General features: G+C 57.4%; 24 protein-coding genes. 15 read left to right on the top strand and 9 right to left on the bottom strand.

Annotated features, from left to right (window positions below; translation table 11 throughout):
- Positions 1-3 precede the first annotated feature (3 nt).
- Complete coding sequence (locus FZF01_RS07095) at positions 4-330, top strand: YbaB/EbfC family nucleoid-associated protein (protein WP_150277442.1); 327 nt, start codon at positions 4-6, stop codon at positions 328-330.
- A gap of 30 nt (positions 331-360) precedes the next feature.
- Positions 361-960 (top strand): recombination mediator RecR, encoded by a 600-nt coding sequence (gene recR / locus FZF01_RS07090; protein WP_150277441.1) that lies wholly within the window; start codon positions 361-363, stop codon positions 958-960.
- A gap of 23 nt (positions 961-983) precedes the next feature.
- Here recR and FZF01_RS07085 read toward each other — a convergent pair whose 3' ends face one another.
- Positions 984-1,853: a pirin family protein gene (locus FZF01_RS07085; RefSeq protein WP_150277440.1), complete on the bottom strand. Its 870-nt coding sequence runs from the start codon at positions 1,851-1,853 to the stop codon at positions 984-986.
- A gap of 209 nt (positions 1,854-2,062) precedes the next feature.
- Positions 2,063-2,341 (bottom strand): hypothetical protein, encoded by a 279-nt coding sequence (locus tag FZF01_RS07080; RefSeq protein WP_150277439.1) that lies wholly within the window; start codon positions 2,339-2,341, stop codon positions 2,063-2,065.
- Positions 2,342-2,537: 196 nt separating this feature from the next.
- Here FZF01_RS07080 and FZF01_RS07075 point away from each other — a divergent pair, with 196 nt between their 5' ends.
- Positions 2,538-3,272 carry a substrate-binding periplasmic protein gene (locus FZF01_RS07075; RefSeq protein ID WP_223825428.1) on the top strand — a complete coding sequence of 245 codons (735 nt, stop codon included), beginning with the start codon at positions 2,538-2,540 and terminating at the stop codon, positions 3,270-3,272.
- A 138-nt stretch (positions 3,273-3,410) separates the two neighbouring features.
- On the top strand, positions 3,411-4,706 hold the full coding sequence (locus FZF01_RS07070) for a serine hydrolase domain-containing protein (protein WP_150277438.1): 1,296 nt from the start codon (positions 3,411-3,413) through the stop codon (positions 4,704-4,706).
- On the opposite strand, the gene FZF01_RS07065 is transcribed toward FZF01_RS07070, so the two are convergent.
- Positions 4,703-4,942: a YheU family protein gene (locus FZF01_RS07065; RefSeq protein ID WP_150277437.1), complete on the bottom strand. Its 240-nt coding sequence runs from the start codon at positions 4,940-4,942 to the stop codon at positions 4,703-4,705. The two genes, FZF01_RS07070 and FZF01_RS07065, sit on opposite strands and share 4 nt — an antisense overlap.
- Before the next feature lie 71 nt (positions 4,943-5,013).
- On the opposite strand from FZF01_RS07065, the gene FZF01_RS07060 reads away from it, so the two are divergent.
- Complete coding sequence (locus FZF01_RS07060; RefSeq protein ID WP_150277436.1) at positions 5,014-5,772, top strand: sulfite exporter TauE/SafE family protein; 759 nt, start codon at positions 5,014-5,016, stop codon at positions 5,770-5,772.
- Here the strand turns inward: FZF01_RS07060 and FZF01_RS07055 are convergent.
- Both FZF01_RS07055 and mnmC read right to left on the bottom strand, forming a co-directional pair.
- Positions 5,750-8,446 (bottom strand): hybrid sensor histidine kinase/response regulator, encoded by a 2,697-nt coding sequence (locus FZF01_RS07055; protein WP_188434295.1) that lies wholly within the window; start codon positions 8,444-8,446, stop codon positions 5,750-5,752. The two genes, FZF01_RS07060 and FZF01_RS07055, sit on opposite strands and share 23 nt — an antisense overlap.
- Before the next feature lie 224 nt (positions 8,447-8,670).
- Positions 8,671-10,656, bottom strand: coding sequence for a bifunctional tRNA (5-methylaminomethyl-2-thiouridine)(34)-methyltransferase MnmD/FAD-dependent 5-carboxymethylaminomethyl-2-thiouridine(34) oxidoreductase MnmC (gene mnmC / locus FZF01_RS07050; protein ID WP_223825427.1), 1,986 nt, complete (start codon positions 10,654-10,656; stop codon positions 8,671-8,673).
- A 495-nt stretch (positions 10,657-11,151) separates the two neighbouring features.
- On the opposite strand from mnmC, the gene FZF01_RS07045 reads away from it, so the two are divergent.
- Entirely contained in the window at positions 11,152-12,357 is a 1,206-nt protein-coding gene (locus tag FZF01_RS07045; protein ID WP_150277433.1) for an acetyl-CoA C-acetyltransferase, read from the top strand.
- A 10-nt stretch (positions 12,358-12,367) separates the two neighbouring features.
- Positions 12,368-14,512 (top strand): 3-hydroxyacyl-CoA dehydrogenase NAD-binding domain-containing protein, encoded by a 2,145-nt coding sequence (locus FZF01_RS07040; RefSeq protein ID WP_150277432.1) that lies wholly within the window; start codon positions 12,368-12,370, stop codon positions 14,510-14,512.
- Here the strand turns inward: FZF01_RS07040 and FZF01_RS07035 are convergent, their stop codons facing one another.
- Complete coding sequence (locus FZF01_RS07035; protein WP_150277431.1) at positions 14,513-14,854, bottom strand: 4a-hydroxytetrahydrobiopterin dehydratase; 342 nt, start codon at positions 14,852-14,854, stop codon at positions 14,513-14,515. It abuts the gene before it with no gap.
- Positions 14,855-14,990: 136 nt separating this feature from the next.
- On the opposite strand from FZF01_RS07035, the gene FZF01_RS07030 reads away from it, so the two are divergent.
- Positions 14,991-15,941, top strand: coding sequence for an HPP family protein (locus tag FZF01_RS07030; protein WP_188434296.1), 951 nt, complete (start codon positions 14,991-14,993; stop codon positions 15,939-15,941).
- A 211-nt stretch (positions 15,942-16,152) separates the two neighbouring features.
- Complete coding sequence (locus FZF01_RS07025; protein ID WP_150277429.1) at positions 16,153-17,133, top strand: DMT family transporter; 981 nt, start codon at positions 16,153-16,155, stop codon at positions 17,131-17,133.
- Positions 17,134-17,170: 37 nt separating this feature from the next.
- On the opposite strand, the gene fumC is transcribed toward FZF01_RS07025, so the two are convergent.
- Positions 17,171-18,556, bottom strand: a complete 1,386-nt coding sequence (fumC, locus tag FZF01_RS07020; protein WP_150277428.1) for a class II fumarate hydratase — start codon at positions 18,554-18,556, stop codon at positions 17,171-17,173.
- An 84-nt stretch (positions 18,557-18,640) separates the two neighbouring features.
- Between fumC and FZF01_RS07015 the strand changes: the two genes are divergently transcribed.
- From FZF01_RS07015 to FZF01_RS06995, 5 genes are all read left to right on the top strand, one after another.
- On the top strand, positions 18,641-19,159 hold the full coding sequence (locus tag FZF01_RS07015) for a DUF2059 domain-containing protein (protein ID WP_188434297.1): 519 nt from the start codon (positions 18,641-18,643) through the stop codon (positions 19,157-19,159).
- A gap of 77 nt (positions 19,160-19,236) precedes the next feature.
- The gene (locus FZF01_RS07010) at positions 19,237-19,551 is read left to right on the top strand and encodes a BolA family protein (protein WP_188434298.1); all 315 of its coding nucleotides are present in this window, start codon (positions 19,237-19,239) and stop codon (positions 19,549-19,551) included.
- 79 nt (positions 19,552-19,630) lie between these two features.
- A complete protein-coding gene (gene trhO / locus FZF01_RS07005) occupies positions 19,631-20,578 on the top strand; it encodes an oxygen-dependent tRNA uridine(34) hydroxylase TrhO (protein WP_150277425.1) in 948 nt (315 codons plus the stop codon).
- An 11-nt stretch (positions 20,579-20,589) separates the two neighbouring features.
- On the top strand, positions 20,590-21,228 hold the full coding sequence (locus tag FZF01_RS07000; RefSeq protein WP_150277424.1) for a DsbA family protein: 639 nt from the start codon (positions 20,590-20,592) through the stop codon (positions 21,226-21,228).
- Complete coding sequence (locus FZF01_RS06995) at positions 21,225-21,554, top strand: DUF6122 family protein (protein WP_150277423.1); 330 nt, start codon at positions 21,225-21,227, stop codon at positions 21,552-21,554. The genes FZF01_RS07000 and FZF01_RS06995 overlap by 4 nt, the downstream gene beginning before the upstream one ends.
- A 51-nt stretch (positions 21,555-21,605) precedes the next feature.
- On the opposite strand, the gene FZF01_RS06990 is transcribed toward FZF01_RS06995, so the two are convergent.
- A complete protein-coding gene (locus FZF01_RS06990) occupies positions 21,606-22,193 on the bottom strand; it encodes a UPF0149 family protein (protein ID WP_150277422.1) in 588 nt (195 codons plus the stop codon).
- Positions 22,194-22,367: 174 nt separating this feature from the next.
- On the opposite strand from FZF01_RS06990, the gene recQ reads away from it, so the two are divergent.
- Positions 22,368-24,497, top strand: a complete 2,130-nt coding sequence (gene recQ, locus FZF01_RS06985; protein ID WP_150277421.1) for a DNA helicase RecQ — start codon at positions 22,368-22,370, stop codon at positions 24,495-24,497.
- A gap of 12 nt (positions 24,498-24,509) precedes the next feature.
- On the opposite strand, the gene FZF01_RS06980 is transcribed toward recQ, so the two are convergent.
- Positions 24,510-26,690, bottom strand: a complete 2,181-nt coding sequence (locus tag FZF01_RS06980; RefSeq protein WP_150277420.1) for a patatin-like phospholipase family protein — start codon at positions 26,688-26,690, stop codon at positions 24,510-24,512.
- Between the last annotated feature and the right edge of the window lie 68 nt (positions 26,691-26,758).

The raw sequence follows: 26,758 nt of genomic DNA, 5'->3' as shown, positions 1-26,758 counted from the left end.
AGCATGATGAAAGGTGGCATGGCCGGGCTTATGAAGCAGGCGCAGGAAATGCAGGAGAAAATGGCCAGGATGCAGGAAGAGTTGGCTAACGCGGAAGTTACCGGCCAGTCCGGTGCGGGCCTGGTATCGGTAGTCATGACCGGGCGCCACGATGTCAAACGGTTATCCATCGATGACAGCCTGATGAGCGAAGAAAAGGACATTCTGGAAGACCTGGTTGCAGCAGCGTTCAACGATGCCGTGCGCAAGATTGAAAAGAACAACCAGGAAAAGATGGCTGGCATGACCCAGGGTATGAATCTGCCCGACGGCTTCAAGATGCCTTTTTAAAGTCCTTCTTCCTCTAATTCAGGCGGTGCCATGAGCTTCAGTCCCCTGATTCGTCATTTGATCGATGCGCTGCGCGGACTTCCCGGCGTTGGGCCCAAAACAGCGCAGCGCATGGCGTTGCATTTGCTTGAACGTGATCGAGATGTGGCGCGGCATCTTGCCGGTGCCCTGGCAACCGCCATGGACGGGGTTGGTTACTGCAGCCGTTGTCGCACGCTCAGTGAGAACGACATTTGTGCTATCTGCGCGGATCCACGCAGGGATGCGACCTTGTTATGTGTTTTGCAGAGTCCGGCCGATGTCTGGGCAGTCGAGCAGGCCGGAGGCTTCACTGGTCGCTATTTCGTGCTCAAGGGACAGTTGTCGCCTATCGACGGTATGGGACCGGAGGAGATCGGAATACCGGCGCTGCTGGAAGCGGTTGAACGCAGCGATGTTGCTGAGGTGATATTAGCCACCAACCCCACTGTCGAGGGTGAAGCAACCGCCCACTACATCGCAAGTATGCTCAAACCCCGAGGCATAAAGGTGTCTCGCATCGCCCATGGCGTACCTTTGGGCGGCGAACTTGAATATATTGATGGAGGAACATTGGCCCATGCGCTGGCTGGCAGAACGCCAATTCTCTGATGCGGCCAGCTCGCGTCAATACCTCAAGAGGCAAGCTGACCGTCACGAAAGTCGCGTAGGGCCTGTTCGATTTCCTCCCGACTGTTCATGACAAAAGGACCATACTGGACTATTGGTTCGCGCAGGGGTTTGCCCGCAATCAACAACACCTTTGCGCCAGCCGGGCCTGCATGAATCGAAATCCCGTTACCGTCACCAAGTCGCCCGAGATGCCCTGCTTGCAAACTGACACTCTTCTCTCGGCCATCCAATTCGATTGCGCCTTCGTAGACATACAACATGGCGTTGAGGTGGGCAGGCACGGGTAAGTCGCAGTGCTCCGCGGGGATCATCTGCAAATCGGCGTAGAGAGGTTCACTGGTCTTGCCGGTGATCGGGCCATGCACGGGCTGAGTGGTAATAGAAAGGCGGCCAGCGATGACCCGGGCAAGCCCACCACCCTCTAGCGGATGTTCGGTTATCGATTTTGCGGGCAGGTCCTGGTAGCTGGCGGGCTGCATTTTTTCCGCAGCTGGAAGATTGACCCATAGTTGAAAGCCGCGCATCCGGCCTGAATCCTGTTGTGGCATTTCGGAGTGAATAATGCCGCGCCCGGCGGTCATCCATTGAACTCCGCCTGGCTCGAGTAGACCGCGGTTGCCGAGATGGTCCTCGTGCAGCATCCGCCCCTCGAGCATGTAGGTTACAGTTTCAAAGCCCCGGTGTGGGTGCGCGGGAAAACCACCGATATAGTCCGCTGCCTCATCAGAGCCGAACTCGTCCAGCATCAGAAAAGGATCGAAGCGTTCGGCACCGGTGCCGCCGAACACGCGCTTCAACTTCACTCCGTCACCATCGGATGCGTTGCGGCCTATGACCAGCTCAGCCAGATCACGTTTGATTGCTGTTGGCATGAGATACCTCCTGAAATGCGTTTGAGGTCATTCTATTGCCACACATAATGATTAAAAGCGGAAAAAACACCGTGAACCTATCTGGTTTTACGATAGGTCTATTGTTGTTACCGGATTAGGTGGCAGCTGGAAAACGGAGCTGGTCGCATTATCCGAATGCGGCCAGTCAAGAGGTGTTTACAGCGCTCTGGCTGGGAAGTGCCGCGGCGTCACTCTTTTGGTGAGTTCTGCTTTTCCAGCTCCTCGACAATGCGGTCATAGGCTTGGCAAGGATCATGGTCGTCAGTGGTCGGGTTACGTAGTTGCAAGGCTACCAGCTGCTCATACAACTGATTGGCTTTAACCGGGTCCCCATCGGCCAGACGATGAACGGTGGCAGCAACTTCTTCTGCCTTGACTATGGCCTCCTCGGTGGTACAAGCGGCAAATGCCGGTACCGCAGAAATGCTGAGCACGCTGGCAATGATCAAGCTGGAAATTGTCTTCATTTACTACCTCGGATATCACGATGATGATATATGCATGTTAGCGGCATTGCCTGGCGTGTCCAAGTAGGTGCGGTAATTAGCCCTACCCCGTTGCCTCTGAAGATGGCTGGCCGTTAAATTTAGTAATAGATTACGCGTTGCTACTATTTGGCCATCGGTCAGTAAACTGGTTCACAATTTTATTATCGAGCCGCTCATGACGCGTCCTGTTATCACCTTTCTGACCCTTATGGCAGTCTTGTTGTCGCCCAGGAGTTTTGCCGAGGTCGTTGTAGTCGGGTTCGGTACCCACAAACCACCCTATGTATTCGAATATGACGGCTCCGGGCTCGAGTATGAGCTGATTGAGGCCGCCCTTGAGCACGTGGGTCTTGAAATGGAGCCGTATTACTCTCCCCTGGAACGCCTGCATCGCATGTTGCAGTATCGGGAGCTGGGTGCCATGGCGACAACCAATCAGACCAGCGGTGTGGATGCTCACTACTCCGAAATTTATATTGAGTACGAGAACGTTGCGGTCACCCTGCAGAATCGCAATATCCAATTAGGCGCGATTGAAGACCTGGGTGGCTATTCTATCAGTGCTTTTCAGCGTGCGAGATTCGTTCTGGGCCCACGGTTTGGCAAGATGACCGCAGCCAACTCCCGGTACCGTGAGGAAGCGCGGCAGATAACCCGCAATTTGCTGCTTTATGCCGGGCGAGTGGACGTCATGATTGGAGATCGGAGAATCATTCGCGCATTCAATAGCGAAATAGCTGACCGTGTTGATGTCAGTCAGCCTGTGACCGAGCATTTCCTTTTCCCACCTACGGGCTATCGGGTCGGGTTCGTCGATGCTGCGATTCGGGATCGTTTCGATCAGGGGCTTGCTGCGATAAGAAGTAATGGGCGTTATGAGCTCATTACCCAGCGTTACGCGGCATACTGAGGCGTGTTGTGACTGAATAGTCGTCACCTCTGGCCTATCAGGCGCAGCTAGCGGTACTTCGATCAGATATCTTGGATTAGTGAAATATTTTAATAAAAAACCTTCGCTGCTCCGGCGAGTTATCAGTGGGAGTTACCCATGAACCTATCGCGCAGTTTCGCCTTTGCACTCACGGTTTTGCTGACACAACAGATACAGGCCCAGACAATGCCCGCACCCGAAACAGTCCGTCTAGACGAGTTGAAATTAATGGAGGGCTTTCCACCTCCGGCTGACAAACAGGTTACCGCGCAAAACTTTCTGATGCAGTTCCCCAACCTTCGTTGGGCCTTCCATCATATGCGCGAACTATTGCCCTCACGCAATATCCGGCGCGGTGCGTCAGCACCCTCCGTCTTGTCTGTCGGGGAGGACTTGCGAGCCAGAATCGATGCTCTGAACTTTGTAGGGCCCGAGGGCAATGATCTGACGTTTGGCCAATATCTGGAAGCCACCTACGCCGATGCCACGCTGATAATGAAAGATGGCAAGGTGATTTACGAGGCCTATCACGAGGGGATGCCAGCAGAGAATCCGCACATGCTTTGGTCAGTGACCAAGTCCTTCGCAGGTCTCATTGCCACGCAGCTGTTGGAAGAGGGCATCCTCAAGGCAGACGCCCTGATAACGGATTATGTGCCAGAGCTCAAGGGCAGTGGCTGGAGTGGCGCGACTATCCAGCAGTTATTGAATATGACTGCAGATATCGATTACAGCGAGGTATATGCCGACCAGGAATCGGATGTGGTGAAATACGCGATGTCGGCGGGCATGTTGCCAACCCCTGAAGATTTTGCCGGCGAACGTGATCTGTACAGCTATTTACCGACCATTCCTGCTGATGGCCAACACGGTGAGCGCTTTATCTACCGCACTGTGCATACCGAAGTCCTGGGATGGGTCCTGCGCCGTGCTACTGGCAAGCACCTTGCCGATCTGATCAGCGAGCGGATCTGGAGCAAGCTGGGCGCCGAACAGGACGCCTATCTTTTGCTCGACAGCAAGGGTACTGAATGGGCAGGCGCCGGCTTGAATGCGACCCTGCGCGACCTGGGGCGTTTCGCTGAAATGCTGCGGCTCAACGGACGATTCAATGGTCAGCAGATCATCGACAGCTCAGTGATAGCGAGTATTCGTGAGGGCGCCGACCGCGAAGCCTTCAAGGCATCGGGTCGGGACTACCAGCCCGGTTATTCTTATCGCAACAAATGGTGGATCAGTCACAATGCCGATGGTGCCTATGAGGCACTTGGAGTGCACGGCCAGATGATCCATGTAAACCCTGCAGTGGGTCTGGTGGTGGTTCGACTGTCTTCCCACCCCGTTGCCACCTCTGCCGTCACCTTCCCGATCACCCGACCGGCGCTTGCCGCCCTGGCTGACATGTTACGTTAAGCGTCGTATTGCTCAAGCATGTCCGCCGGCACATCGCGTCGGTGGGCAAGGCTGGTGTCACCGGTATCAGGATGGTAGACGATCACCACCTCACCCTTGTCAAGCTGTCTGAGCAAGCGTTCGGTACGCTGCTCAAGACTGGCTTCGTAGCCGTTGTCGGTGCCGTCACGAGTGACGAAATCTTCGAGCAGGCGCGCCAGGGTTTCCGGCTCCAGCAGGGTATGGGGTATCAGCATGATGTCTACTTCCCGGATGACAGTGGCGCTAATGATACACTGCGCAGCCGTTTTGCAGCTGCTGGCCTGACATGATTACTGACCCGCTTTTCTATCTCTGCGCCATTCCCGCGGTATTGCTCTATGGCATTGCAAAAGGCGGCTTTGGCGGCAATATCGCGATTCTATCGGTACCGCTGATGGCACTGGTGATGTCGCCGCAGCAAGCCGCCGCCATTCTTCTGCCGATTCTCATCGCGATGGACATGATGGCCCTGCGCACTTTTCGCGGCCGTTGGGACCGGGCCAATCTGCGCATTATTCTGCCGGCTTCACTGGTGGGGGTAGTGCTCGGTGGACTGATGTTCCGGGTACTTAATGATGCGCACATACAGCTCATGATCGGTGCTATCGCGTTGGTTTTCACCTTGAATATATGGCTGCGTCGCGGGGAACCCGCACCTCGGGAGGCAAGTCGTGTGCGGGGCAGTTTCTGGGGCATGGTTGCTGGCTTTACCAGCTTCGGCATCCATGCCGGCGGACCGCCTATCAATGTGTACCTGTTGCCACAAAAGCTCGACAAGACCCTGCTGATGGGCACGATAGCCGTTTTCTTTGCGGTCGTTAACCTGGCCAAGCTACCGGCTTATATCTATCTGGGGCAATTTGACCAGACCAACTTGTTGACGGCATTGGTCTTGCTGCCATTGGCGCCCATTGGCGTGCGCATGGGTTTCTGGCTCCTGCAACGCAGCAATGAGAAGCTGATCTATCAGTTGTGTTATGTATTTCTTTTTCTAACCGGTGGGCGTTTGTTGTATCAGGGCGCTACAGGTCTTTATCACGGTTGAGCTGGCTATCTATTACTGCATAGAGGGCCTTGGCTTCTACTGGTTTTGCCAGATAATGGTTCATGCCGGCACTGGCACCGGCTTCACGGTGAATGTCCAGCGCGTGGGCGGTGAGCGCCACTATGATCACGGCGGGTAAGTCATGCCTGCTTTCAAAATCACGAATGCGCCTTGTAGCCTCGAATCCATCCACCCTGGGCATTTCTCCGTCCATGAGTATCAGCTGATAGTGATCTGGCTCTGCCTGGTAGAGAGCTACCGCCTCTGCGCCATCTGCGGCCAGTACCACCTTACAGCCATAGCGTTCCAGCAATCCTCGTACGACCATCTGGTTAACGGGGTTGTCCTCCGCAACCAGGACCCTGATCTCTGCGGGCGAGCGCGGATACTCGATTAGCTGATGCGCGTCTGGCTCCGATGCGAACTCTGGGCGTTGCGCCAAACCCTGCAGAGCGGCTCGCAGATCGGTCGGCGTGACGGGCGCATTGCAGGTGACTACCTGGACGCCGAACGTGGTCTTGCCCTCAGTCATCGTGCTGACCGACCTCAGGACAAGTGAAGGTGGTCGACGCTCGGCCACCATGAGGGCAAAGCGTTCAAGCTCTGTTTCGTTCATTCCGGCGGTTGCGATAACCAGCAGGCAGTCATCCGGCGGGGCTGTCACCGGCATGCTTGCCGAGCGAACCTGCACCATCAGACCTGAACGCAGTAGCAGCGCACTGTAGCAATCCAGTGCCGCCTGGTCGCAGCCAACCAGCATTGCACAATTGGCCCAGGGCAGTGGAGGTTCGGCACCGTCTGATTGGCCAGGAGCGCTCAAGGCCAGACTGAACGAAAACTGCGCCCCTTCGTCGGGTGCGCTGTATACCTTGATCCGGCCGCCCATCAACGATGCCAGTTCTTGACTGATTGCCAGCCCTAGACCACTACCTCCATACCGCCGGGTGGTTGTGCTGTCAGCCTGGGTAAAGGAGTCGAACAGGTCCCGCTGAGCGTCGATTCCGATACCTATGCCGGTATCGCGTACCTCGAAGCTTATGCGGTAATGTCCTTTGGCGTCAGCGATCTCTGCGCTATCCACATGCAGTGTCACGTGGCCGCGGTGGGTAAACTTGAGGCCATTTCCTACCAGGTTCAGGAGTATCTGCTTGAGTCGGGTAGGATCGCCGATTACCCTCCGGGGCACTGCCGGATCGATGCTGCAGTACAAATCCAGATTCCTGGCCAATGCCTGGGCAGTAAACAGGCTGCAGGTATCAGAGACCAATTCCTCGATATCGAACTCGATACGCTCAAGACGGACATGCCCGGATTCGATACGAGCGTAGTCCAGTACCGCATTGATGACCGACATCAGCGTCTTACCCGAATTGCTGATGGTTCGCACGTAGAATTGTTGAGCGCTACTCATTGGTGTATCACGCAGAAGCTCCACCATGCCCAGCACCCCGTTTAGCGGCGTTCGAATCTCGTGGCTCATCTTGGCCAGGAAACGGCCCTGTGCGCGCGACTCCAGGCGCGCCTGGCGAGCCTGCTCGTCTGCCTTGAAGCGTGCTTCCTTGAGAGCGTTGATGCGATCGGCTAGGCCAAGGGAAAGGATGAACAGTTCCATGCAGATGCCCAGCTTGACCCAGTCTGTGCCATAGGACACTCCCAGCTCAAAGCCCAATGATCCTGCTGTAGATAGCATCAGCGAACACAGCAGCACTCCCCAGGCCAGGGTGTAATAGGAGCCGTAGCGAAAGCCCTGTCTCCAGACATAGATTCCGGTTGCCAGCAGTAGGGCCGAGGTGCCCAGAACATACAAGCTGGCCAACATGTTGTAGAGCGAGAGGCCAATCACAGGAAGACTTATCAGCGTTATGCCGACCAGCAGAATGAGGGTGCGCAGCAGCCGGTCGATCCGGTGGAAATGCTCGGCTGTGTGCAGGAAGTGCCGGCTGAACTGGGTGGCGACGATACAGTGCAGGTACATCAGGCAGTAAATCGATACTGATTGAAAGGCAATGCCCATCGACAGCCATTTCCACAACAAGCCATCAAAAGCCGCCATGAACAGGAGCATGTTCAAGTTGTAGACCAGATACCAGAGATAACTGGTCTCACGAAGCGATATGTACAAGAACAGGTTGTAGGCAAAGAGGCCGAGCATCACGCCATAGAACAACCCCTGTGCCAAGGAGTCCATCTCCAGCCGAGTAACCGCTGCCGGCCAGGTGGCAAAATACAGAGGTACGAAGATGGTACTGCTGGATTCGACTCGCAAGTATATCCGGTTGATGCCGGGGGGCAGGTTGAGGCTCAGCCAAGGGTTGCGCACCTGCATGGGCCGCTGCTCAAGCAGCAGGTGATCACCGCTGCGTTGGTATTCGAGGTTCTGCAGTGGGTCGATGTGAAACAGCTCGACTCGGTCGAGAATCGGGTAATTGATTTCCAGAACGCCCGCCAGATCGTCGCCTGTGCGGTTGTCCAGAGCTACCGCAACCCACCACGCCGATCCATTCTTGCCCATATTGATATGGGTGCCTGATACGGTTTTCCAGGGTAACGGGGGGTTGGCAAGCAGATCAGCAAGCCGATGTCGCTGATCGGGATCTTCAAGTATCCGCGCGTGACTGGAGAGATTGATGCGTTGGTTGGCATCCTCAAGAACGGTGATGCTTGAAAGTACCAAGCCATCCTTGTCAAAACCAGCTTGCGCACCAGCCTGTGCTGACAACGACAGCAGGAAGAGACAGCAAAGAGACCGCCACCGGGACGAAAGCATCAGATGCATACCTTGCGGGTGCGCCGAATCTTGGGTTTTTTTACCGGCGGACCTGCATTGATGCTAGCACAGCGATAATAAAAGGGTACCTTGATTGGGCTGCTGGTGTGCAGGCCCGACTGGCTGTCTGGTCATTTGCCGCGCACCAGTTGGCGCAACATAAAGCGGCTCGGGTGCACCGCCTGGACCAGATCGAGGGGCAGTGGCAAAGGTCCATTTTCGAGCATCGCTGCAATCAGTTCGCCGCTTAAGGGACAGCTGATCAACCCCCGGGAACCGTGTGCTGTGTTGATATACAGGCCGGGTAGCCAGGGCGCCGGAATGTCGGGACGCTTCGACGCGTCCTTGGCCAGCACAGCGAAATCCTGTCTGAATCGCTTGGCATCCGCGATCGGACCTATTAGTGGCAGATAATCAGGCGAGGTGCAGCGCAGTGCGGCTCGCGCCGAGAGGTTGTCCGGATTCCAGTCCGGCGAGCGGCGTATGGCCTGATCGAGTTCCGCTGACAGGCTGGTGAGGAGGGCCAGGTTGCTGATGTTCTCCTCCTCACTGGGCTCGGTATCAGACCGGTCAAAGCGAAAACTGGCGCCCACGAAGTGTTCCCCCTCGCGAGCCGGAGAAACGTAACCTTCACCACAGAGGACGGTGCGCAAAGCCTGACTCTCAGGGCAGGCAGGCAGGTGGGTGATCTGACCGCGAATGGTCTTGAGGGGCAGATGAGCCGTCTGATCAAAACGTTGACTGTCACCGGCGCTGCAGATAACCACGACGGGCGCCGCACAAATATCCCGTTCCTGTTCATCGGTGGCATGCCAGAGCGTTTCTCGGTAGCTTAGCTTAAGGGCTTCCTGGTGCGTGACAAGGGTGATACCCGGATGCTTCAGTAGTGATCGGCAGAGGGCAGGAGGGTGTACCCAGCCACCCTCGGGAAAAAATAACCCGCCGGCGCTCACGCCTACTCCGGCGATCTTGCTAGCCTGTTCGGCAGTTACACCGTGCAGGAAATTTGAAGGATAGCCTTGTCCGGCCAGAGCGCGGAGCCGCGCTGACTCCTTTTCGTTGTCGCTTAATTGCAGCACACCGCAGGCTGACCAGTTACTGCCATCCTGGGGAAGCAGCAGTTTTAGAAGACGTACACTGTAGCCATAACTGCTCTGCACGAAGCGTGAGAGAGGTGTCTGATGGGGCGAGAGTTTGCAGTACAGAATCCCCTGAGGATTGCCCGATGCTTCGCGAGCTTCGCCGGCGTTACGTTCGATAACGGTGACCTTCCAGCCCCGTTGTGCCAGAGCGTAGGCGGTACTGCAGCCCGCCAGTCCGGCACCAATGACTATTGCCTTGCGTTGCGGAGGTAAGTCGACCTCTGGTGATCTGTACCAGGGTGGGGTCCATTCCCGAGGAGGCAGGCGGTCCGTCTCGCCGGCGAGCGTGGCTGATCCTTGCTGCGCCTGGCTCAACTCAGCTACCGTGAAACCTGCCTGAAAGAGCCCCATGCGCAGGGTGTCAGCGACAATGCCAGTGGCCAGGGTTGTGCCCGGGTGCGACAGACGTGTCAGCTGCCGGCATAGCTCTGACTGCCATATGGACAGGTTTGTTTGTGGTGCGAGGTCGCTCAGAAACCAGGCATCTACCACCGCCTCCAGCTGTTTCAGCGTATCCAGAACATCGCCGACCAGCAGCGTGAGCGTTACTTTGCCGCCATTCAGAACATAACGGTGCCAGCCCGGCGTCGGAGAACTGTATTGCTCCAGGAGCTGTTCAGACCAGATTGCGAGCTCGGGCCAGAGCGCCTGCGCACGACGAAGGTCTGCAGCGGAAAAGGGGGACTGTTCAGCACTGATAAAATGCAATTGAGCATCGGCCGGCGCCGTACTAGCCCAGAGTTGCCAGGCGCAGAGAAAATTCAGGCCTGTACCAAAACCTGTCTCGGCAATACAAAAACGGGCGTCTGGATTCAGTGCGCGCCAGCGAGACTCCAGCCGGTTATGCAGCAGATACAATCGGCCGCCTTCTCCCGCATCAAGGTGCGAGGAGGGGTATATATCGCCGAAACGCAACGAAACGGGACGACCGTCATCAGTCCACTCAAGATCGGCAAGCAGGGGGGGCGGGGTCACATGGTCTCCAATGGCACAAGCAATGCTTGGGCATTGTACCGCGAAGCAGTCCGCCGCGATGCATGCGCGAGGGCGTTGCCTGCGGGTCAGGCAGCTCCGCCCCAATTGATATTGGGCAAAATCAGGAGCAGCCATGTGGCTACAAATACCAGTCCAACTGCTGAAAAGCGGGCTTTTATCGGCTTTTTCATCGCAAGCGCCTTCTTGTCGCCATTATTCTTGTTGTATGCAGGTATAGGCTGATCCTGCGTTGTCGCCTGCGCCGCCTTACCTTCTGCGACGCTATTCTGACTTTATGATAGATGCTGCAGCAATGGGGCATTAGACCAATTGGCTACATGCGTCGTGGCGTAATTCGCGAACGGGAATGGATAAGCCATCAAACTGACATGCTTTTATGCTCGAGCTTTGGTCAGCGCAATTGAGCGTTTTGGTCATTGTTCCGGCAGCTTGGCAAGGTAGGGTAGGGATCATGGTCACAATGGAGAATACACAATGACTGAGGCGATGATTTTTGATGCGGTGCGCACGCCCCGTGGCAAGGGCAGAAAGGATGGCTCGCTGTACAGCGTCAAGCCTACCAATCTGATGGCGGGCGTGTTGCGCTCGCTGCAGCAACGTAACGATCTGGATACCAGTCAGGTCGACGACATCGTGCTCGGTTGCGTTACACCCGTGGGCGATCAGGGCGCCGATATTGCCAAGACTGCGGCGCTGGCCGCGGATTGGGATGAGTGTGTCAGTGGCGTGCAGATCAACCGTTTTTGCGCCTCTGGTCTGGAAGCAGTCAATCTGGCCGCGATGAAGGTACGCTCGGGCTTCGAGGATCTGGTCGTGGCTGGCGGTGTCGAGTCCATGTCGCGGGTACCCATGGGCTCTGATGGTGGCGCCTGGGCCATGGATCCCGAAACCAACATGCACACACGTTTTGTGCCCCAGGGCATAGGGGCGGATCTGATTGCCACCCTTGAGGGTTTCAGTCGTGAAGATGTTGATGCTTTCGCCTTGCGCTCTCAGCAAAAGGCCGCACGGGCGAGGGCTGAAGGCGCCTTTGCCCGCACGCTGGTGCCCGTGACGGATCAGAATGGCATCAGGCTACTGGATAATGATGAGTTCATTCGTGCCGACAGCACTCTGGCGGGCCTGGGCGCGTTGAAGCCGAGCTTTGAGGCCATGGGGCAGATGGGTTTTGATGCCTCTGCGCTGCAGCGCTACCCCCATGTGGAGCGCATCAATCATGTACATACACCGGGCAATAGCTCCGGAATCGTTGACGGCGCCGTGGCAATGCTGATCGGCTCGCAGGCGAAGGGAGAAGCCCTGGGTCTCAAACCGCGGGGCCGGATCGTCGCCACGGCAGTGACCAGTACCGACCCCACCATCATGTTGACCGGGCCGGCTCCGGCCACACGCAAGGTGCTGGGACGGGCGGGGATGAACATAGACGACATTGATCTTTTGGAGGTGAACGAAGCCTTTGCCTCAGTGGTTATGCGTTTCATGCGTGAGATGCAGGTACCCGAGGAGAAAATCAACGTGAATGGCGGCAGCATTGCCATGGGGCATCCGTTGGGCGCAACCGGATGCATCATCCTTGCCACGCTACTGGACGAGCTGGAGCGTCGCAGTTTGCGCTTTGGCCTGGCGACGCTCTGCGTCGGCGGTGGCATGGGTATCGCCACCATTATTGAACGCGTCTGAGGATCCGAACATGAGCAACGCAATCCGTTACGACAAGGGCCAGGACAACATCGTGATCCTGACCATGGATATGCCCGGCCAGAGCGCCAATACAATGAATGGTGTCTACCGTCAGGCGATGGCAGAGACAGTGGATCGATTGGAGAAAGAGCGGGAGGAAATAGCGGGTGTTATTATCACATCAGCGAAGAAAACCTTCTTTGCCGGCGGCGACCTTAACGAACTGATCAAGGTAACGCAGTCTGATGCTGAGGCTTTCTATCATATGGTGCTCGGGCTAAAGGCCCAATTGCGCCGGTTGGAAACTTTGGGTAAGCCAGTGGTTGCAGCGATTAACGGTGCAGCGCTGGGGGGCGGCTGGGAACTGGCTCTGGCTTGCCATTACCGTGTTGCGATTGATCAGCCGGCGGTCAAGCTTGGCCTGCCTGAAGTCACCCTGGGGCTGTTGCCCGGGGGCGGCGGCGTGGTGCGCATGGTGCGCCTGCTCGGCGTTGAAAAGGCCTTGCCTTATCTGGTCGAGGGCAAGCAGGTAGGGCCGGCCAAAGCGCTGGAGGCAGGGCTGATCCATGAGCTGGCAAGTGACCGTGAAGACCTGCTGGCCAGGGCAAAGATCTGGATCCTTGGCGCTCCGCAAGCGCTCCAGCCCTGGGACGTCAATGGTTACCGGATGCCTGGGGGCACGCCGAGCAGTCCAGCGCTCGCGCAGCTGCTGCCAATAGCGCCCTCGGTGCTGCGCAGCAAGACTCAGGGCTGCTTGCCCGCACCGGAAAAGATTCTCTGCGCTGCGGTCGAGGGTGCCCAGGTCGATTTTGATACCGCCCAGATCATCGAGACGCGTTACTTTACCGAGCTGGCTACCGGTCAGGTAGCCAAGAATCTGATCGGTACGTTCTGGTTCCAGCTAAACGAAATCAAGGCTGGCGGCTCCAGACCCAAAGGCTTTGAAACCCGTCAAACCACCCGGGTTGGCGTTATCGGGGCTGGCATGATGGGGGCCGGTATTGCCTATGTGTCGGCCGTGGCAGGCATTGATGTGGTGCTCAAGGATAGGTCGTTGGAAGCGGCGGAGAAGGGTAGGGCTTACTCCACAGCTGTGCTGGACAAGAAGGTCAGCCGGGGTCAGATGTCCGCTGACAAGCGCGACACCATTCTGGAGCGGATCAAGCCGACGATAGATGATGCCGATTTTGCTGGTTGTGACTTGATTATTGAAGCGGTATTCGAGGACCGCAACCTCAAGGCCAAAGTGACCCGCGCAGCGGCGGACCAGGCAGCGGCTGATGCAGTGATTGCCTCCAATACCTCGACACTGCCGATTACCGGCCTGGCGAACGCGATCGCCGACCCCCGGCGATTCATTGGTCTGCATTTCTTCAGCCCGGTGGACAAGATGCCCCTGGTGGAGATCATCAAAGGAGATCAGACCGATGATGCCACGCTGGCTCGCGCTTTTGATTTTGTCATGCAGATCAACAAGACCCCGATAGTAGTCAACGACAGTCGCGGGTTCTTTACCTCCCGGGTGTTCAGTACATTTACCAGTGAAGGTATAGCAATGCTTGGTGAGGGTATACCGGCGGCACTGATCGAGAATGTGGCGCGTCAGGCAGGGATGCCGGTGGGGCCGCTGGCGGTGTCGGACGAGGTGTCGATGAGCCTGATGAGCCACATACGCGAGCAAACGCGCAAGGATCTTGCCGCAGAGGGCAAGCCATTGCCAGAGCACCCTGCGGACCTGGTGATCAGCCGCATGGTCGATGAGCTCCAGCGTCCGGGCAAGGCCGCCGGGAAAGGTTTCTATGAATACCCTGCTGGGGGCAGAAAGCATTTGTGGCCAGAGCTGGGAGTGCGGTTCGGAAGCGAAGATGCGTCGATAGCGGTCGAGGATGTACGCGACCGTTTGCTGTTTATCCAGGCGATCGAGACGGTGCGCTGCCTGGAGGAAAACGTGCTTTTGTCTACGGCGGATGCCAACGTAGGGTCGATTTTTGGCATCGGTTTTGCTGCCTGGACCGGCGGTGCCCTGCAATTCATCAATCAGTATGGGGTATCCAGCTTCGTGGCGCGGTCACGGTATCTGGCCGAGCAGTACGGCGAGCGCTTTGCGCCACCGCCGCTGCTGCTGCAGAAGGAATGCGAAGGCGCGCTGTTCTGATTATCCGTTCCTGAGCCGCTCGGTTCGGGCGGCCATGATCAGGTCATTGCGCTGTACGCCGCCCAGGTCGTGACTCCACCAGGTGACAGTTACCTTGCCCCACTCGGTGAGCAATGCCGGGTGGTGCCCGACGTCTTCAGCGAGAGCCCCCACCTGGTTGGTAAACGTCAGAGCTTGCTGGAAATCCTTGAATGAGTAGACCTTCTCAACTCGAGGCACACCTTCTACGGTTACCAGGGTCCATCCTGCCAATCCGACCAGTAGATCGTTTATTTCCTGTTCTGAAAGACGCTTCGCGCCCCGATTTGAAGAGTCGAGCGACTCGGTGGCTAGCGTAGCCATGTGATGCTCCTGTCTGTTGTCTGAAGTGTCGAGCTCTCAGCATAGCAGCCGAGTTATCGAGGCGCAGGGAGCTGTCGCCCTCGATGTAACAGGGAGTATCATGGTTTTTTCGCCAATTCAGCCGGGGAGAGGTTCGATGGGGCGTCGATGGCTGAGCACAAGCCTGCATTTTATTGGTTGGCGGCCGGATAGCACCAGCCACCAGGAAAAATTGCTTTCTGCACTAGGCGCGACCATTTCATTGTTGCTGGTGTATTGGATTACCCATCTCGGCATGGCTGGAGAGGGCGCTCTCTGGGTCACCGGCTCCATGGGTGCCAGTGCGGTCCTGGTTTTTGCAATGCCCCACGGCACGCTGTCCCAGCCGTGGCCGGTACTTGGCGGTCAGGGGATTTCGGCGACATTCGGTGTTGCATGCACGCTCTGGCTGCCGGCGGGCCCCTGGGTTGCCGCATTTGCAGTGGGCGGGAGCATCATGTTGATGATGTATGCCCGCTGTCTGCATCCGCCTGGTGGGGCCACCGCCATGATCGTGGTTCTGGGCGGGCTGGAGATCCAGCAGGCCGGTTTCTCTTTCGTGCTGTATCCGATCCTGCTCGACGCTCTGGTAATCGTCGGGGCCGCCATACTGTTCAACAGCCTGTTCGAGTGGCGTCGCTATCCCCTGGCGCTGGCCAGGGCCGAGCCTGGCAAACTCACCGGCATCGCCCCCGAAGACTTCCACCACGCATTGCGCGAGATGGATTCCTATGTCGACATCCAATTTGATGATCTGCTCAAGCTGGTTGAGCTTGCAAACTCCCATGCCAAAAGCAAGCGGGTCGCCGAGGAAGACCTCAAGGTGGGCGGTTTTTACAGCAACGGCATGCCCGGCAAGAACTGGTCAGTACGCGAGGTGCTGCAAATTGTAGCTCGGCGGCCCGGGCGCCCCGGACGCGTGCGTTACAGAACCATCAAGGGTATGGGCGAGGGTGGCACCGGCATTACCCGGCTTTCCGAGTTTGTGCGTTGGGCACGGTACCCGGTGGCACCAGATGAGAAGGGTTGGCATCGCACCGAGGACCGCGACCCCTCCAGGGGCGCTTAGCTCAGACCTTGGTCCAATGGTCTGCGACCTTGGCCAAAGTCATTATCGTCCAAGTGTTCTGCTCTCCCTTGAGCTGCTACCCGCGAGGGCGCAGCTGTTTTTTTGCCCGTAACAGTTAGTACCGCAACTTCCTGTCAGCTGTAGCTGTGCTCCTGACGCAGCGCTCACTAGAATGCCGGATTATCCGCCCTTTCCCTGTTTCAGGTGTCCCATGCACGTTTCGTCAGGTCGTTGGTTGTACGGTTTTCTTCTGGCCATGATTACTACGGTACTCTGGGCGGTACTGCCCATCATGCTCAAGGAAGTGCTCAAGGGCATGGATCCCTACACCGTGACCTGGTACCGCCTGTTCACCGCTGGCGTAATACTCTTTGCCTGGCTCGCCTGGCGGCGCCGCCTGCCGTCAATAAGGGCGCTGTCAGTGACCAACAGATGGCTGCTGGTTGTCGCCATTCTGGGGCTTACATTCAACTACGTACTGTATCTGATGGGTTTGAGCAGGCTGACTCCCGGCACCATGCAGCTGATGATCCAGGTTGCACCTGTGATGCTGATGCTTGGAAGTATGTGGGTATTCCGGGAGAGGTTCGGTATAGGTCAGCTCATTGGTCTCTCGGTGTTGGTGGTCGGTTTCGTCTTGTTCTTCAATCAGCGTCTCGTCGAACTTTTTACGCAAATGACCAGTTATACGCTGGGTATTCTGATCACGCTGGGCGCTGCGGCAACCTGGGCGCTCTACGGATTGGCACAGAAGCAGCTGCTGACCATCTGGTCTTCGATTACGGTAATGATGGTCATCTATCTTGCCTGTTCAACACTCTTGTTACCGCTGGCCGCACCCGCCTCGGTCATGCAGTTGACCACGTTGCAGTTCTGGCTGCTGGTGGGCTGTTGCCTGAACACTTTGATCGCTTACGGCGCCTTTGCCGAAGCACTGGTGCATTGGGAGGCATCAAGAGTGAGTGCGACCATTGCCACTACTCCTTTGTTCACCTTCGCTATGGTTGCTCTGGGCTCGATGCTGTGGCCGACAGTCATCACGCCCGAGCTGCTGAACAACCTGGCGTACCTGGGCGCCTTGCTGGTCGTGACAGGATCGGCGTTGGTTGCGCTGGCGCCAAGTCTGATTCAGAAACTGAAAAGTCGACGGCTGCGGCGGTTGGCGATTACGCCACCGCCGGCAGCGTCCTGAATCAGCTTTTCGCGGCCGCTCGGCCGCGAAAAAGGGCCTAGCTCCCGACCATTTGCTCGGGTTTGACGGCCTTGTCGAACTCCGCTTCGCTCAGATAATTCAGCGCCAGCGCGGCCTGTTTCAGGGTGGTACCCTCCTTGTAGGCCTTCTTGGCAATATCCGCCGCCTTGTCATAACCGATAACCGGATTGAGCGCGGTGACCAGCATCAGGCTGTTGTCCAGATGCTCACGCATGCGCTGGCTATCCGGCTCCATACCCTCCACGCAGTGCTCGCGGAAGCTGTTACAGCCGTCGGTCAACAGACGGATTGATTGCAAGAGGGTATGGATAATCACAGGTTTGAACACATTCAACTGCAAGTGACCGCTGCTCGCGGCGATGCCCAGGGTGACATCATTGCCCTGCACCTGGCAGGCGATCATTGAGAGCGCTTCACACTGGGTCGGGTTAACCTTGCCGGGCATGATCGAGCTACCGGGTTCGTTCGCCGGCAACCGAATTTCGGCGAAGCCGGCCCGTGGACCGCTGCCGAGCAAGCGCAGGTCGTTGGCCAGTTTCATCAGGGTGGCTGCCAATTGCTTGCAGGCGCCATGCAGCTGGATCAGGGGCTCGTGACCGCTGAGAGCAGCGAACTTGTTTGGCGCACTAATAAAGGGTTGGCCGGTAAGGCGCGCGACCTCCTCGGCCAGTGTTGTGGCAAAGCCGGTTGGCGCATTCAGACCGGTTCCCACGGCAGTTCCACCCTGCGCCAGGGCGTACACCCCAGGCAGCGCCTGCTCTACTGCCAGCAACCCCATATCCAGTTGTGCAACGAAGGCGGAAAGCTCCTGGCCGAAGGTCACCGGCGTGGCGTCCATCATGTGGGTGCGACCTATCTTGATCAGTTGCTCGTAACAGCGTGCCTTGTCGTCGAGCGCCTGGCGCAGTTCGCTTACGGCGGGAATCAGCTTTTCCCGGGTTTGCAGGACGGCCGCGATATGCATCGCACTGGGAAAGGTATCGTTGGAGCTCTGGGATTTGTTGACGTGATCATTGGGATGCACAGGCTGCTTGCCACCGCGCTCACCACCAGACAGCTCGTTGGCTCGTCCGGCGATAACTTCATTGGCATTCATGTTGCTCTGAGTGCCGCTACCGGTCTGCCAGACGGATAGCGGAAAGTTGTCATTCAGCCGGCCTTCAATGACGTCATCCGCTGCCTGTTCGATCAGGATGGCAGTATCTTCGTCCAGATTGCCGAGCTGGTGGTTTACCCGCGCCGAGGCCTTCTTTATCAACGCTAGCGCATGAACCACAGAGATCGGAATCCGCTCTTCACCGATCGCAAAATGGTGCAACGAGCGTTGTGTCTGGGCGCCCCAGTAACGGTCTGCGGGGACTTCGATATCGCCCATACTGTCTGATTCTAATCGCGTACTCATGCTGAGCCTCCATAGTGGTCAATGTGAGTCATGGCTGTCAGTATAGAAGCTTCATTGGATGTACCCGGGGAAACCAGAAGATCCATGCGTATTCATTTGTTGCCCCTGCTGTTCTGGCTGCTGCTGGGGAGCGGACAAATTACCCCGGCATTGGCCGACGAGGCATCCCATCGGGCCAGTGCCGAGCGATTTCTAAAGTTGGCCAATGCGCAGGGCATGACCGCGCCGGTCTATGCCCAGGTAAGCAACCTGATCAATGCGCAGTTTTCCCAGCTGGGCGGATCCTTGCAGTACGAGTCTGTGCTGCGCAGCTATCAGCAGCAGGCCCGTGAGGTGCTCGATCGAGAGCTCGCCTGGGAGTCGATGCGTGACGAGCTGATCGACCTCTATCTACCGGTGTTCAGTGAAGATGAGTTCGAGGAGTTGGCGCAGTTCTACCAGTCGCCTGCCGGACGCAAGCTGATGCAGCACCTGCCGCAGCTTACCCGCGACTCCATGGCAATTAGCCGCGCACGCGTGGAGGAGCGTCTGGAACCCGAGATTCAGTTGTTGTTGGAGCGTATGGCAGATGAGATTGAAACGCGGCAGCAAGGACTGCGCTAGGCATGTCCTGAGGTACAATCATCCGCGACGATTGTGCTGACAATTGAGTCGATATTCCTTTTTTTGACGGAGACATCATGGGCGAAGTCCAGAATGCATTGCACCAGGCCATGCAGAGCCTGCAGCCGGTTCACCTTGACCTGGTAAACGAAAGCCACATGCATAATGTGCCGCCGGGCTCCGAGTCGCATTTCAAAGCGGTGGTGGTCAGTAATGAGTTCGCTGGTCTGAATGCAGTCAAGCGCCACCAGGCCGTGTACCGCAGCCTGGGGGATCTGATGTCACGTATACACGCACTGGCACTGCATACCTACACACCTGAGGAGTGGAGCACCCTTCAGCAGGCTCCGGATTCTCCAAACTGTCTGGGCGGCGGCAAGACAGGTCGCTGACGCCGGGGCAGGCCTCTGTTAGAATTGCCCGGGCAAATGGTACGCCCTTTACGTGGGCGATAACTGAATACCGAGGTAGATAATGTCCCGAATCGTCGTAGTGGCGCTGTACAAGTTCGTTACGCTGGAAGACTTCCAGAATCTGCGCCAACCCCTTCTCGATACCCTGCTCGCCAATGGCGTCAAGGGCACCCTGTTACTGGCTCGCGAGGGTATCAATGGCACCATTGCCGGCCCTCGCGAGGGCATGGATGCGGTGCTCGGCTGGCTGCGCAGCGATCCCCGTCTGAGCGATGTGGATCACAAGGAATCCATCTGTGAAGAGATGCCCTTCTACCGCACCAAGGTCAAGCTGAAGAAGGAGATCGTGACCATCGGCGTCGAGGGCGTGAGTCCCAACGAGAAGGTCGGCACCTATGTTGAGCCTGCTGATTGGAACGCGTTGATCAGCGACCCCGAGGTACTGCTGATCGATACCCGCAATGACTACGAGGTATCGATAGGTACCTTTGAAGGCGCGATAGACCCTCAGACCAAAAGTTTTCGTGAGTTTCCCGAGTATGTCAAAGCGCACTATGACCCGGCGAAACACAAGAAGGTGGCGATGTTCTGCACCGGCGGGATACGCTGCGAGAAGGCATCAAGTTTCATGTTGCAGGAAGGTTTCGACGAGGTGTTTCATCTCAAGGGCGGCATTCTCAAGTATTTTGAGGAGGTACCCGCAGAGGAAAGTCGCTGGAATGGCGAGTGTTTCGTTTTCGACAATCGGGTAACCGTGAGACATGATCTGGCGCCGGGCTCCTTTGACCAGTGCCACGCCTGCCGCCACCCGATATCTGCTGAAGAGAAAGCATCGCCGCAGTATCAGGAAGGTATCAGTTGCCCGCGCTGCTACGATAGCCTGCCAGAGAAGACCCGGCGCCGTGCCGAAGAGCGTCAGCGTCAGGTGAAATTGGCCAAGCTGCGCAACCAGCCGCATCCGATAGGGCAGCAACAGGCCCAATCATCATCTGACAGCACGACATGACGGAGACAACCATGGCTCAGCGACTGCTATACGTGATGGACCCGATGTGTTCATGGTGCTGGGGGTTTGCACCTGTTATCGAGCAGATTATCGAGCGTTATCCGAGCTTGTCCATCCATCTGGTGGCTGGTGGGTTGCGACCGGGGGCCCGCTCACCGCTGGATGATGCTGCCAGGGGAGCTCTTGGGGAGCATTGGGAAGCGGTAGCTATCGCATCTGGCCAGCCATTTATGACGCCGGACGACCTGCCAGCGACATTCGTTTACAACACAGAGCCTGCATGCCGTGCCCTGGTTGCGGGGCGAGCCTTGGACGCCGACAGAGTCTGGGCTCTGGTCAGCGCAATTCAACAGGCCTTTTACGCCAGAGCCGAGGACGTTGGCCAGACGTTGGCACTGATTGAGCTGGCGGAACAGGTGGGCTACTCACGCAAGGCTTTCGGTGAGTGTTTTGATGCGGAAATCAGCCGTGCTGCAATAGCAGCGGATTTTTCCTGGACGCGGGACCTGGGTATTGCCGGGTTCCCGACCCTGCTGGCCGAGCGCGACGGGCAGTTGGCGCTGATAGCTAACGGTTACCAGTCGCCAAGTGACGTTCTTCCGCTGCTGGAGCGCTGGGTAGCTGCCGGTGAGGGCGCCAGCGTCGCATGACAGTTACCTTTGCTTTTCATCTTTTTTTGCATTTTCTGCTGCCTTTGGTTGTTGCCCTGGTGTTCTTTCGTCAGCAATGGCAGAAAGCGTGGTTGATCATGGTGGCGGTAATGCTGGTGGATCTCGATCATTTGCTTGCCGATCCCATTTTTGCCGCCGACCGTTGCTCGATCGGCTTTCATCCATTGCACACCTATACGGCGATCACCGGTTACCTGCTGATGACGCTGTGGCAACCGTTGCGGCTGGTGGGCATCGGCCTACTCATTCACATGGCAGTTGACGCCAGTGACTGCTGGCGGATGGCCGGATTCCCCGGGATCTGAAACAAAAAAGGGCCTGCATTTGCAGGCCCTTCTTCAATGGCGTAACCGACTTCAGTGACGCGACAACAATGCCGGCTTGGGCTTGTCTTCCGGTGCGTGGAACAACAAGAACAGTTGCGTGAGGATTTCGGGGATGTGCTGCATCATGTCATCGACCATGTCTTCATCCTGGGCGATTTCTGCAAACTCCGGCTGATCTTCAAACAGGCCTGAGCCCACCATGATCGGCAGCAGCAGTTCACTGACGGTTTCTTCATCCTTGTCGAACCAGTCTTCCTCGCGCAGGAAAACGCCTTCGAGAAAGCCCACACACCAGCTACGCAGGTCTGACAGGTCCGGCTCATCGCCCAGTTCCAGATCGCACGGCGGCTCAAGGTCTTCGTCACTGGCCAGTTCCCGGGCAATCTGTGATTTCAGCGTGCGCAGTCCATCTTCAATATCGGTTTTATGCGCCTCGTCGCGGTAGTTCGGCTCCTCGGCGAAGAGCTCGGCAATCCACTCCTCTTCGGGTACGTCTACCGGACTGATGCACAGAGCAGCGAGATATCCGTGCGAGGCAAGGTAATCCAGTGCTTCATCGTGCAGGTCGTCTGCATCTAGAAATTCCTGCAGGCGCTCGAGTTGGTCGGCGAAGGACATGGGACACCTCATAGTGGATAATGCATGCATTGTACGCGCGCCTCCGCGCTTTTGCCAAAGCGCTTGTGGCAAGTTGACATGGGGCGCGGACTTGCCGGGCGAGGCTGGTACAATGTTTTGCTTACCAGGCCGACGCGATCGCCATGATCCGTCATCTTCACCCTAGGGAGACCCATGCGCGAGCAAGCTCTGCAGCGACTCAAGGAGATCTTCGGCTATGCCGAATTTCGTGGCCAGCAGGCCGACATCATCGATCAGGTGGCGACTGGTGGCGATGCCCTGGTCCTGATGCCCACCGGCGGTGGTAAATCCCTGTGCTATCAGATCCCCGGCTTGCTGCGCGAAGGCCTCGCAGTGATTGTTTCGCCCCTGATCGCGTTGATGGATGACCAGGTAGCTACCCTGAATGAGCTGGGTCTCAAAGCCGCCGCGCTCAACTCCACCTTGAGCGAGGATGACCAGCGTCTAATCGCCGGTCAGATGCGCCGCGGCGAGCTGGACTTTCTCTACCTCGCGCCTGAACGTTTGCTCAAGCCGCGCACATTGCAGTTTTTACAGACCCTGGATATCGCCCTGTTTGCTATCGACGAGGCGCATTGTGTGTCGCAGTGGGGGCACGATTTCCGGCCGGAATATCTGCAGCTGGGTCAATTGGCTGAGCATTTTCCCCAAGTGCCACGCATGGCCTTGACTGCGACCGCTGACGAGCGCACTCAGCAGGACATCAGCCAGCGCTTGAAGCTCGAAAACGCACCCTGCTTCATTTCCGGGTTTGATCGTCCGAATATCTTCTATCGCATTGTGCCCAAGGACAAGCCGCGGCAGCAGTTATTGGGCATGCTGGCTCGTCACAAGGGCAATGCCGGTATTGTTTATTGTCTGTCACGTCGCAAGGTTGACGACATAGCCCAGTGGCTCAGCGGGCAGGGCTGGCCGGCGCTGCCATACCACGCGGGCCTGCCGTCCGAACTACGCGCTACGCATCAGAAGCGTTTTCTCAATGAAGACGGACTGATCATGGTTGCGACCATCGCCTTCGGTATGGGGATCGACAAGTCCAATGTCCGCTTTGTGGCGCACATGGATCTGCCCAAGAGCATTGAAGCCTATTATCAGGAGACGGGCAGGGCAGGTCGCGATGGTCTGCCCGCTGATGCCTGGATGGCCTATGGTCTTCAGGACGTGCTGATGCTCAATCAGATCATGGCCAATTCCGAAGGGGATGAGCGTCACAAGCGGATTGAGCGGCACAAGCTGGATGCGATGCTGGGTTTGTGTGAGATAACCAGCTGCCGCCGCCAGATGCTGCTGGACTATTTTGGTGAAACCCTGCCTGAGCCCTGCGGCTATTGCGATAACTGCGTGGAGCCAGCTGATACCTGGGATGGCAGTGAGGCGGCAAAAATGGCGCTGTCCAGCGCCTATCGCAGTGGTCAGCGCTACGGGGTCGGTCATCTGGTGGATATTCTGCTGGGCCGGGACAATGAGAAGATCCGCAGTGCCGGTCACCAGCACCTGTCTACTTATGGCATCGGCAAGCACCTGTCGGAGCAGGAGTGGCGATCGGTTTTCCGTCAGTTGATAGCTCGCGGTCTGGCCGAGATCGATCTGGACGGCTACGGCAGTCTGAGACTGTCGGAAAGTTGCCGGGCTCTGCTGCGTGGAGAAGAGACTCTGGCGCTGCGCAAGGACGCTACCCGGACCGCGGCCTTACCATCGCGTTCGGGCGAGAAAGCAGTCATTGCCGAGGCTGACAAACCTCTCTGGGAAGCCCTGCGGGCGCTGCGCAAGAAGCTTGCTGAGGCTCACGGGGTGCCACCCTACGTCATATTTCCGGACTCGACCCTGGTGGATATGCTGCGCCAACGTCCAGGTAATCTGCAGGACATGGGGCTGGTCAGTGGTATTGGCTCGCACAAGCTGGAGCGCTATGGCGCCGATTTTCTTCAGGTGCTGGTGGGAGATGCGCCGGCTGCTTCGGGCGCAGAAGAGGCGAGTCGGGATGCCCAGGCCCTGGCTATGGCAGGGATGACCGCAGAGCAGATCAGCCGCCAGCTGAGCATGCCGGTCAAGCAGGTGTACATGCAACTGGCTCAGGCCATCAGCATCGGCAAGCTGGCGCTACACCAGGCTATCGAATTGCCTCCCGGCCAGTTGGAGCGCATTCAGGATGCCTTTCTCAATGAAGCCGAAGAAGATTTGCCGGGCGTGCGCACCGTTGCCAAAGAGCTGGAGGAACCAGTGGAGGAGGGCGTTCTGCATTGCATACGCGCCGCGCTGATCCATGAGATTGCCGGGGCCTGAAGTGCATAGCCCTCAGAAAGTCTGGCCAAGCTTCATGTAGAGGGCTCGCTCACCTTCCTGATTGGCACCTGCACCAAAGAACAGGGGGCCCAGCACAGTATCCAGGCCGAGCATCAGGCTGCCGGCGCCGATATAGCCGGTGTCAAAGCCATCAGCGTCCTTATTGTACACCCGGCCGTACTCGAAGCTGGCCCCGAGGTACACAGGCAGGCCAACCGGTACGAACTTGCCGGGATTCAGCCGACGGTAGTACAGGGCCCGGCCCAGATTGTAATTCTGGCCCGCCAGGCTGTTTTGCCTGAAGCCTGAGAACTGCCCCGGGCCGCCAAGCAGAAAGCTGCTCTGGGCCACGCCGACGTCGCCGTCTGTGCGTCCCAGTGAGCCGCCGAACTGGATACTGTTGGGACCGAAGGCCAGCACCTTGTTGACGCGAAACTCGACTTGACGGTAGCGCTCGTCAGCACCAAGGTCGGGTTCGGATTGACGCCAGACCATCCGGGCTTCATCCCCTGACCGAGGAAAATTGATGTTGTCCAGCGTATCGCGGTCCAGTTGCACGCTGTAGAAGGCTTCCTCGAATCCGAATGACGGCAACTCACGATCCCCGACCCGTACGTCCGCCTCGCCATGGTAGCGGGAAATGCCGAAGCGTAACTCACCGTTGTTGGCAATCTGTCGGCCAAGATTCAGTCCTGCTCCGTAGCGTTTCTGTCGATAATCGGCTACCGGGTCGTTGTCGGTTATCACTTCAACATTCCGCGCCTCGGCGTCAACGAAAGGGGCAACAAAATAGCGTGAACCATAGTCCAGTGGTTGGTAGAACTCACTGTAAAGGATCTGGTGCTCGCCTATCTGTACTCGGGAAAGCCACTCGGCGCCCAGCGGGTTTACCCCGTTGACGCGGAAACTGGCCCCGATATTGAACTGGCTGCCGCCATTAAAATCGTCTGCCAGGCTGAGCCCCAGGCGCAGGTAGTCGGTACCTGTTTCGCGACCGCTGGTGCGCACCAGCAGGGTATTGATCTGCTCACCATGCACGATCTCGTAGTTCACCCTGCTGAAGTAATCGGTTCCGTAAATGGTCCCCATGTCGGTTTCCAGTCGATCGAGATTCAGCGGTTCGTTAAGCGGTTGACGGATCATGCTGCGCACCACCTCGTCAGCTACTTTTCCGCTGTTCTCAACCCGTATGGCGTGGATGACCGGTTGCCTCTCGGGTCTGATGTCTCGCGGATTGGTGGAGGGCGCGGTTTGCCCGTTGCCCGCCACATAACGTGCAAGGTCCGAGCGACTGTTCAGGCTCTTTGCGCCTGCATTGATGGCGAATGCAGCCTCGTCGAAGCTGCTGAAACCCATGGCGCTGAGTTCAGGTTGGATCAACAAATCCTGGGGCCCCAGGGTGTCGAGTTGTTCCTGGGTATTGGTACGGGTCAACAGGGTGGTTGTCTGGTCCATGACGTCGATCAGGGAATTGAGCTGCTCTGCGGATTTCAGTGGTGTGCCGATATCCACCACGATCACACGATCAACGCCCATTGCGCGGGCTACGTCCACTGGCACGTTTTTCACCAGAACACCATCCACGAGCAATTGCCCATCAACTTCTACCGGCGCAAAAAAGCCCGGCAGGGCAATGCTGGCGCGGATTGCAAGGGGCAAGTGCCCCTGATCGAAAATGACAGCTTCACCGGTGGCAATATTGGTTGCAACTGCACGGAACGGGATGGGCAGTCGATCAAAATCGTCTATATCATTGGTGTGCACCAGCAGGGTTTCCAGCACCAGCCCCAGGTTCTGTCCCTGCAAAAGCCCGAGCGGCAGATTTGGACGACCGCGATCAAAGCTCAGACGATGCTTCACGAGAAAATCCCGATCATCCTGCTTGCGCCGGAATGGTATATCTTCACGAAGAGGGTCATCTCCCAGCGTAGCCTGCCAGTCCAGCTCCAGCGCAATCTGCTCGATCTCTGCCGCGCTGTAGCCCGCTGCATATAGGCCGCCAATAACGGCGCCCATGCTTGTGCCCGCGATCGCATGAATGGGGATATTACGGGCCTCCAGCTCCTTCAGAACGCCGATATGTGCCAGCCCTCGGGCGCCGCCACCCGAGAGAACCAGACCAGTTCGCAGTTCCTGAGCAGTGGTGAAGGGGGTAGCGAAAATCAGCAGGAGCAAGCAGATGCGTTTCAACATGATATGACCTGAATCCGGACCGGGACCTGTACGTGCGTATTGTATACGAGCGGCGACACGAATAGGCG

This window comes from Halopseudomonas salina (genome assembly GCF_008641105.1).
The sequence above is the reverse complement of the archived record's forward strand: the minus strand, read 5'-3'. Positions and strand labels throughout refer to the sequence as shown.

Excerpts from the sequence above, each read along its gene's own strand:
- FZF01_RS07070 (WP_150277438.1), top strand. The coding sequence starts at position 3,411 with ATGAACCTATCGCGCAGTTTCGCCTTTGCACTCACGGTTTTGCTGACA.
- FZF01_RS07045 (WP_150277433.1), top strand. The coding sequence starts at position 11,152 with ATGACTGAGGCGATGATTTTTGATGCGGTGCGCACGCCCCGTGGCAAG.
- FZF01_RS07095 (WP_150277442.1), top strand. The coding sequence starts at position 4 with ATGATGAAAGGTGGCATGGCCGGGCTTATGAAGCAGGCGCAGGAAATG.
- FZF01_RS07060 (WP_150277436.1), top strand. The coding sequence starts at position 5,014 with ATGATTACTGACCCGCTTTTCTATCTCTGCGCCATTCCCGCGGTATTG.
- FZF01_RS07015 (WP_188434297.1), top strand. The coding sequence starts at position 18,641 with ATGCGTATTCATTTGTTGCCCCTGCTGTTCTGGCTGCTGCTGGGGAGC.
- recR (WP_150277441.1), top strand. The coding sequence starts at position 361 with ATGAGCTTCAGTCCCCTGATTCGTCATTTGATCGATGCGCTGCGCGGA.
- recQ (WP_150277421.1), top strand. The coding sequence starts at position 22,368 with ATGCGCGAGCAAGCTCTGCAGCGACTCAAGGAGATCTTCGGCTATGCC.
- FZF01_RS06995 (WP_150277423.1), top strand. The coding sequence starts at position 21,225 with ATGACAGTTACCTTTGCTTTTCATCTTTTTTTGCATTTTCTGCTGCCT.
- FZF01_RS07000 (WP_150277424.1), top strand. The coding sequence starts at position 20,590 with ATGGCTCAGCGACTGCTATACGTGATGGACCCGATGTGTTCATGGTGC.
- FZF01_RS07065 (WP_150277437.1), bottom strand. The coding sequence starts at position 4,942 with ATGCTGATACCCCATACCCTGCTGGAGCCGGAAACCCTGGCGCGCCTG.
- FZF01_RS07010 (WP_188434298.1), top strand. The coding sequence starts at position 19,237 with ATGGGCGAAGTCCAGAATGCATTGCACCAGGCCATGCAGAGCCTGCAG.
- FZF01_RS06980 (WP_150277420.1), bottom strand. The coding sequence starts at position 26,690 with ATGTTGAAACGCATCTGCTTGCTCCTGCTGATTTTCGCTACCCCCTTC.
- FZF01_RS07085 (WP_150277440.1), bottom strand. The coding sequence starts at position 1,853 with ATGCCAACAGCAATCAAACGTGATCTGGCTGAGCTGGTCATAGGCCGC.
- fumC (WP_150277428.1), bottom strand. The coding sequence starts at position 18,556 with ATGAGTACGCGATTAGAATCAGACAGTATGGGCGATATCGAAGTCCCC.
- FZF01_RS07080 (WP_150277439.1), bottom strand. The coding sequence starts at position 2,341 with ATGAAGACAATTTCCAGCTTGATCATTGCCAGCGTGCTCAGCATTTCT.
- FZF01_RS07040 (WP_150277432.1), top strand. The coding sequence starts at position 12,368 with ATGAGCAACGCAATCCGTTACGACAAGGGCCAGGACAACATCGTGATC.
- FZF01_RS06990 (WP_150277422.1), bottom strand. The coding sequence starts at position 22,193 with ATGTCCTTCGCCGACCAACTCGAGCGCCTGCAGGAATTTCTAGATGCA.
- FZF01_RS07030 (WP_188434296.1), top strand. The coding sequence starts at position 14,991 with ATGGGGCGTCGATGGCTGAGCACAAGCCTGCATTTTATTGGTTGGCGG.
- FZF01_RS07025 (WP_150277429.1), top strand. The coding sequence starts at position 16,153 with ATGCACGTTTCGTCAGGTCGTTGGTTGTACGGTTTTCTTCTGGCCATG.
- FZF01_RS07075 (WP_223825428.1), top strand. The coding sequence starts at position 2,538 with ATGACGCGTCCTGTTATCACCTTTCTGACCCTTATGGCAGTCTTGTTG.
- FZF01_RS07035 (WP_150277431.1), bottom strand. The coding sequence starts at position 14,854 with ATGGCTACGCTAGCCACCGAGTCGCTCGACTCTTCAAATCGGGGCGCG.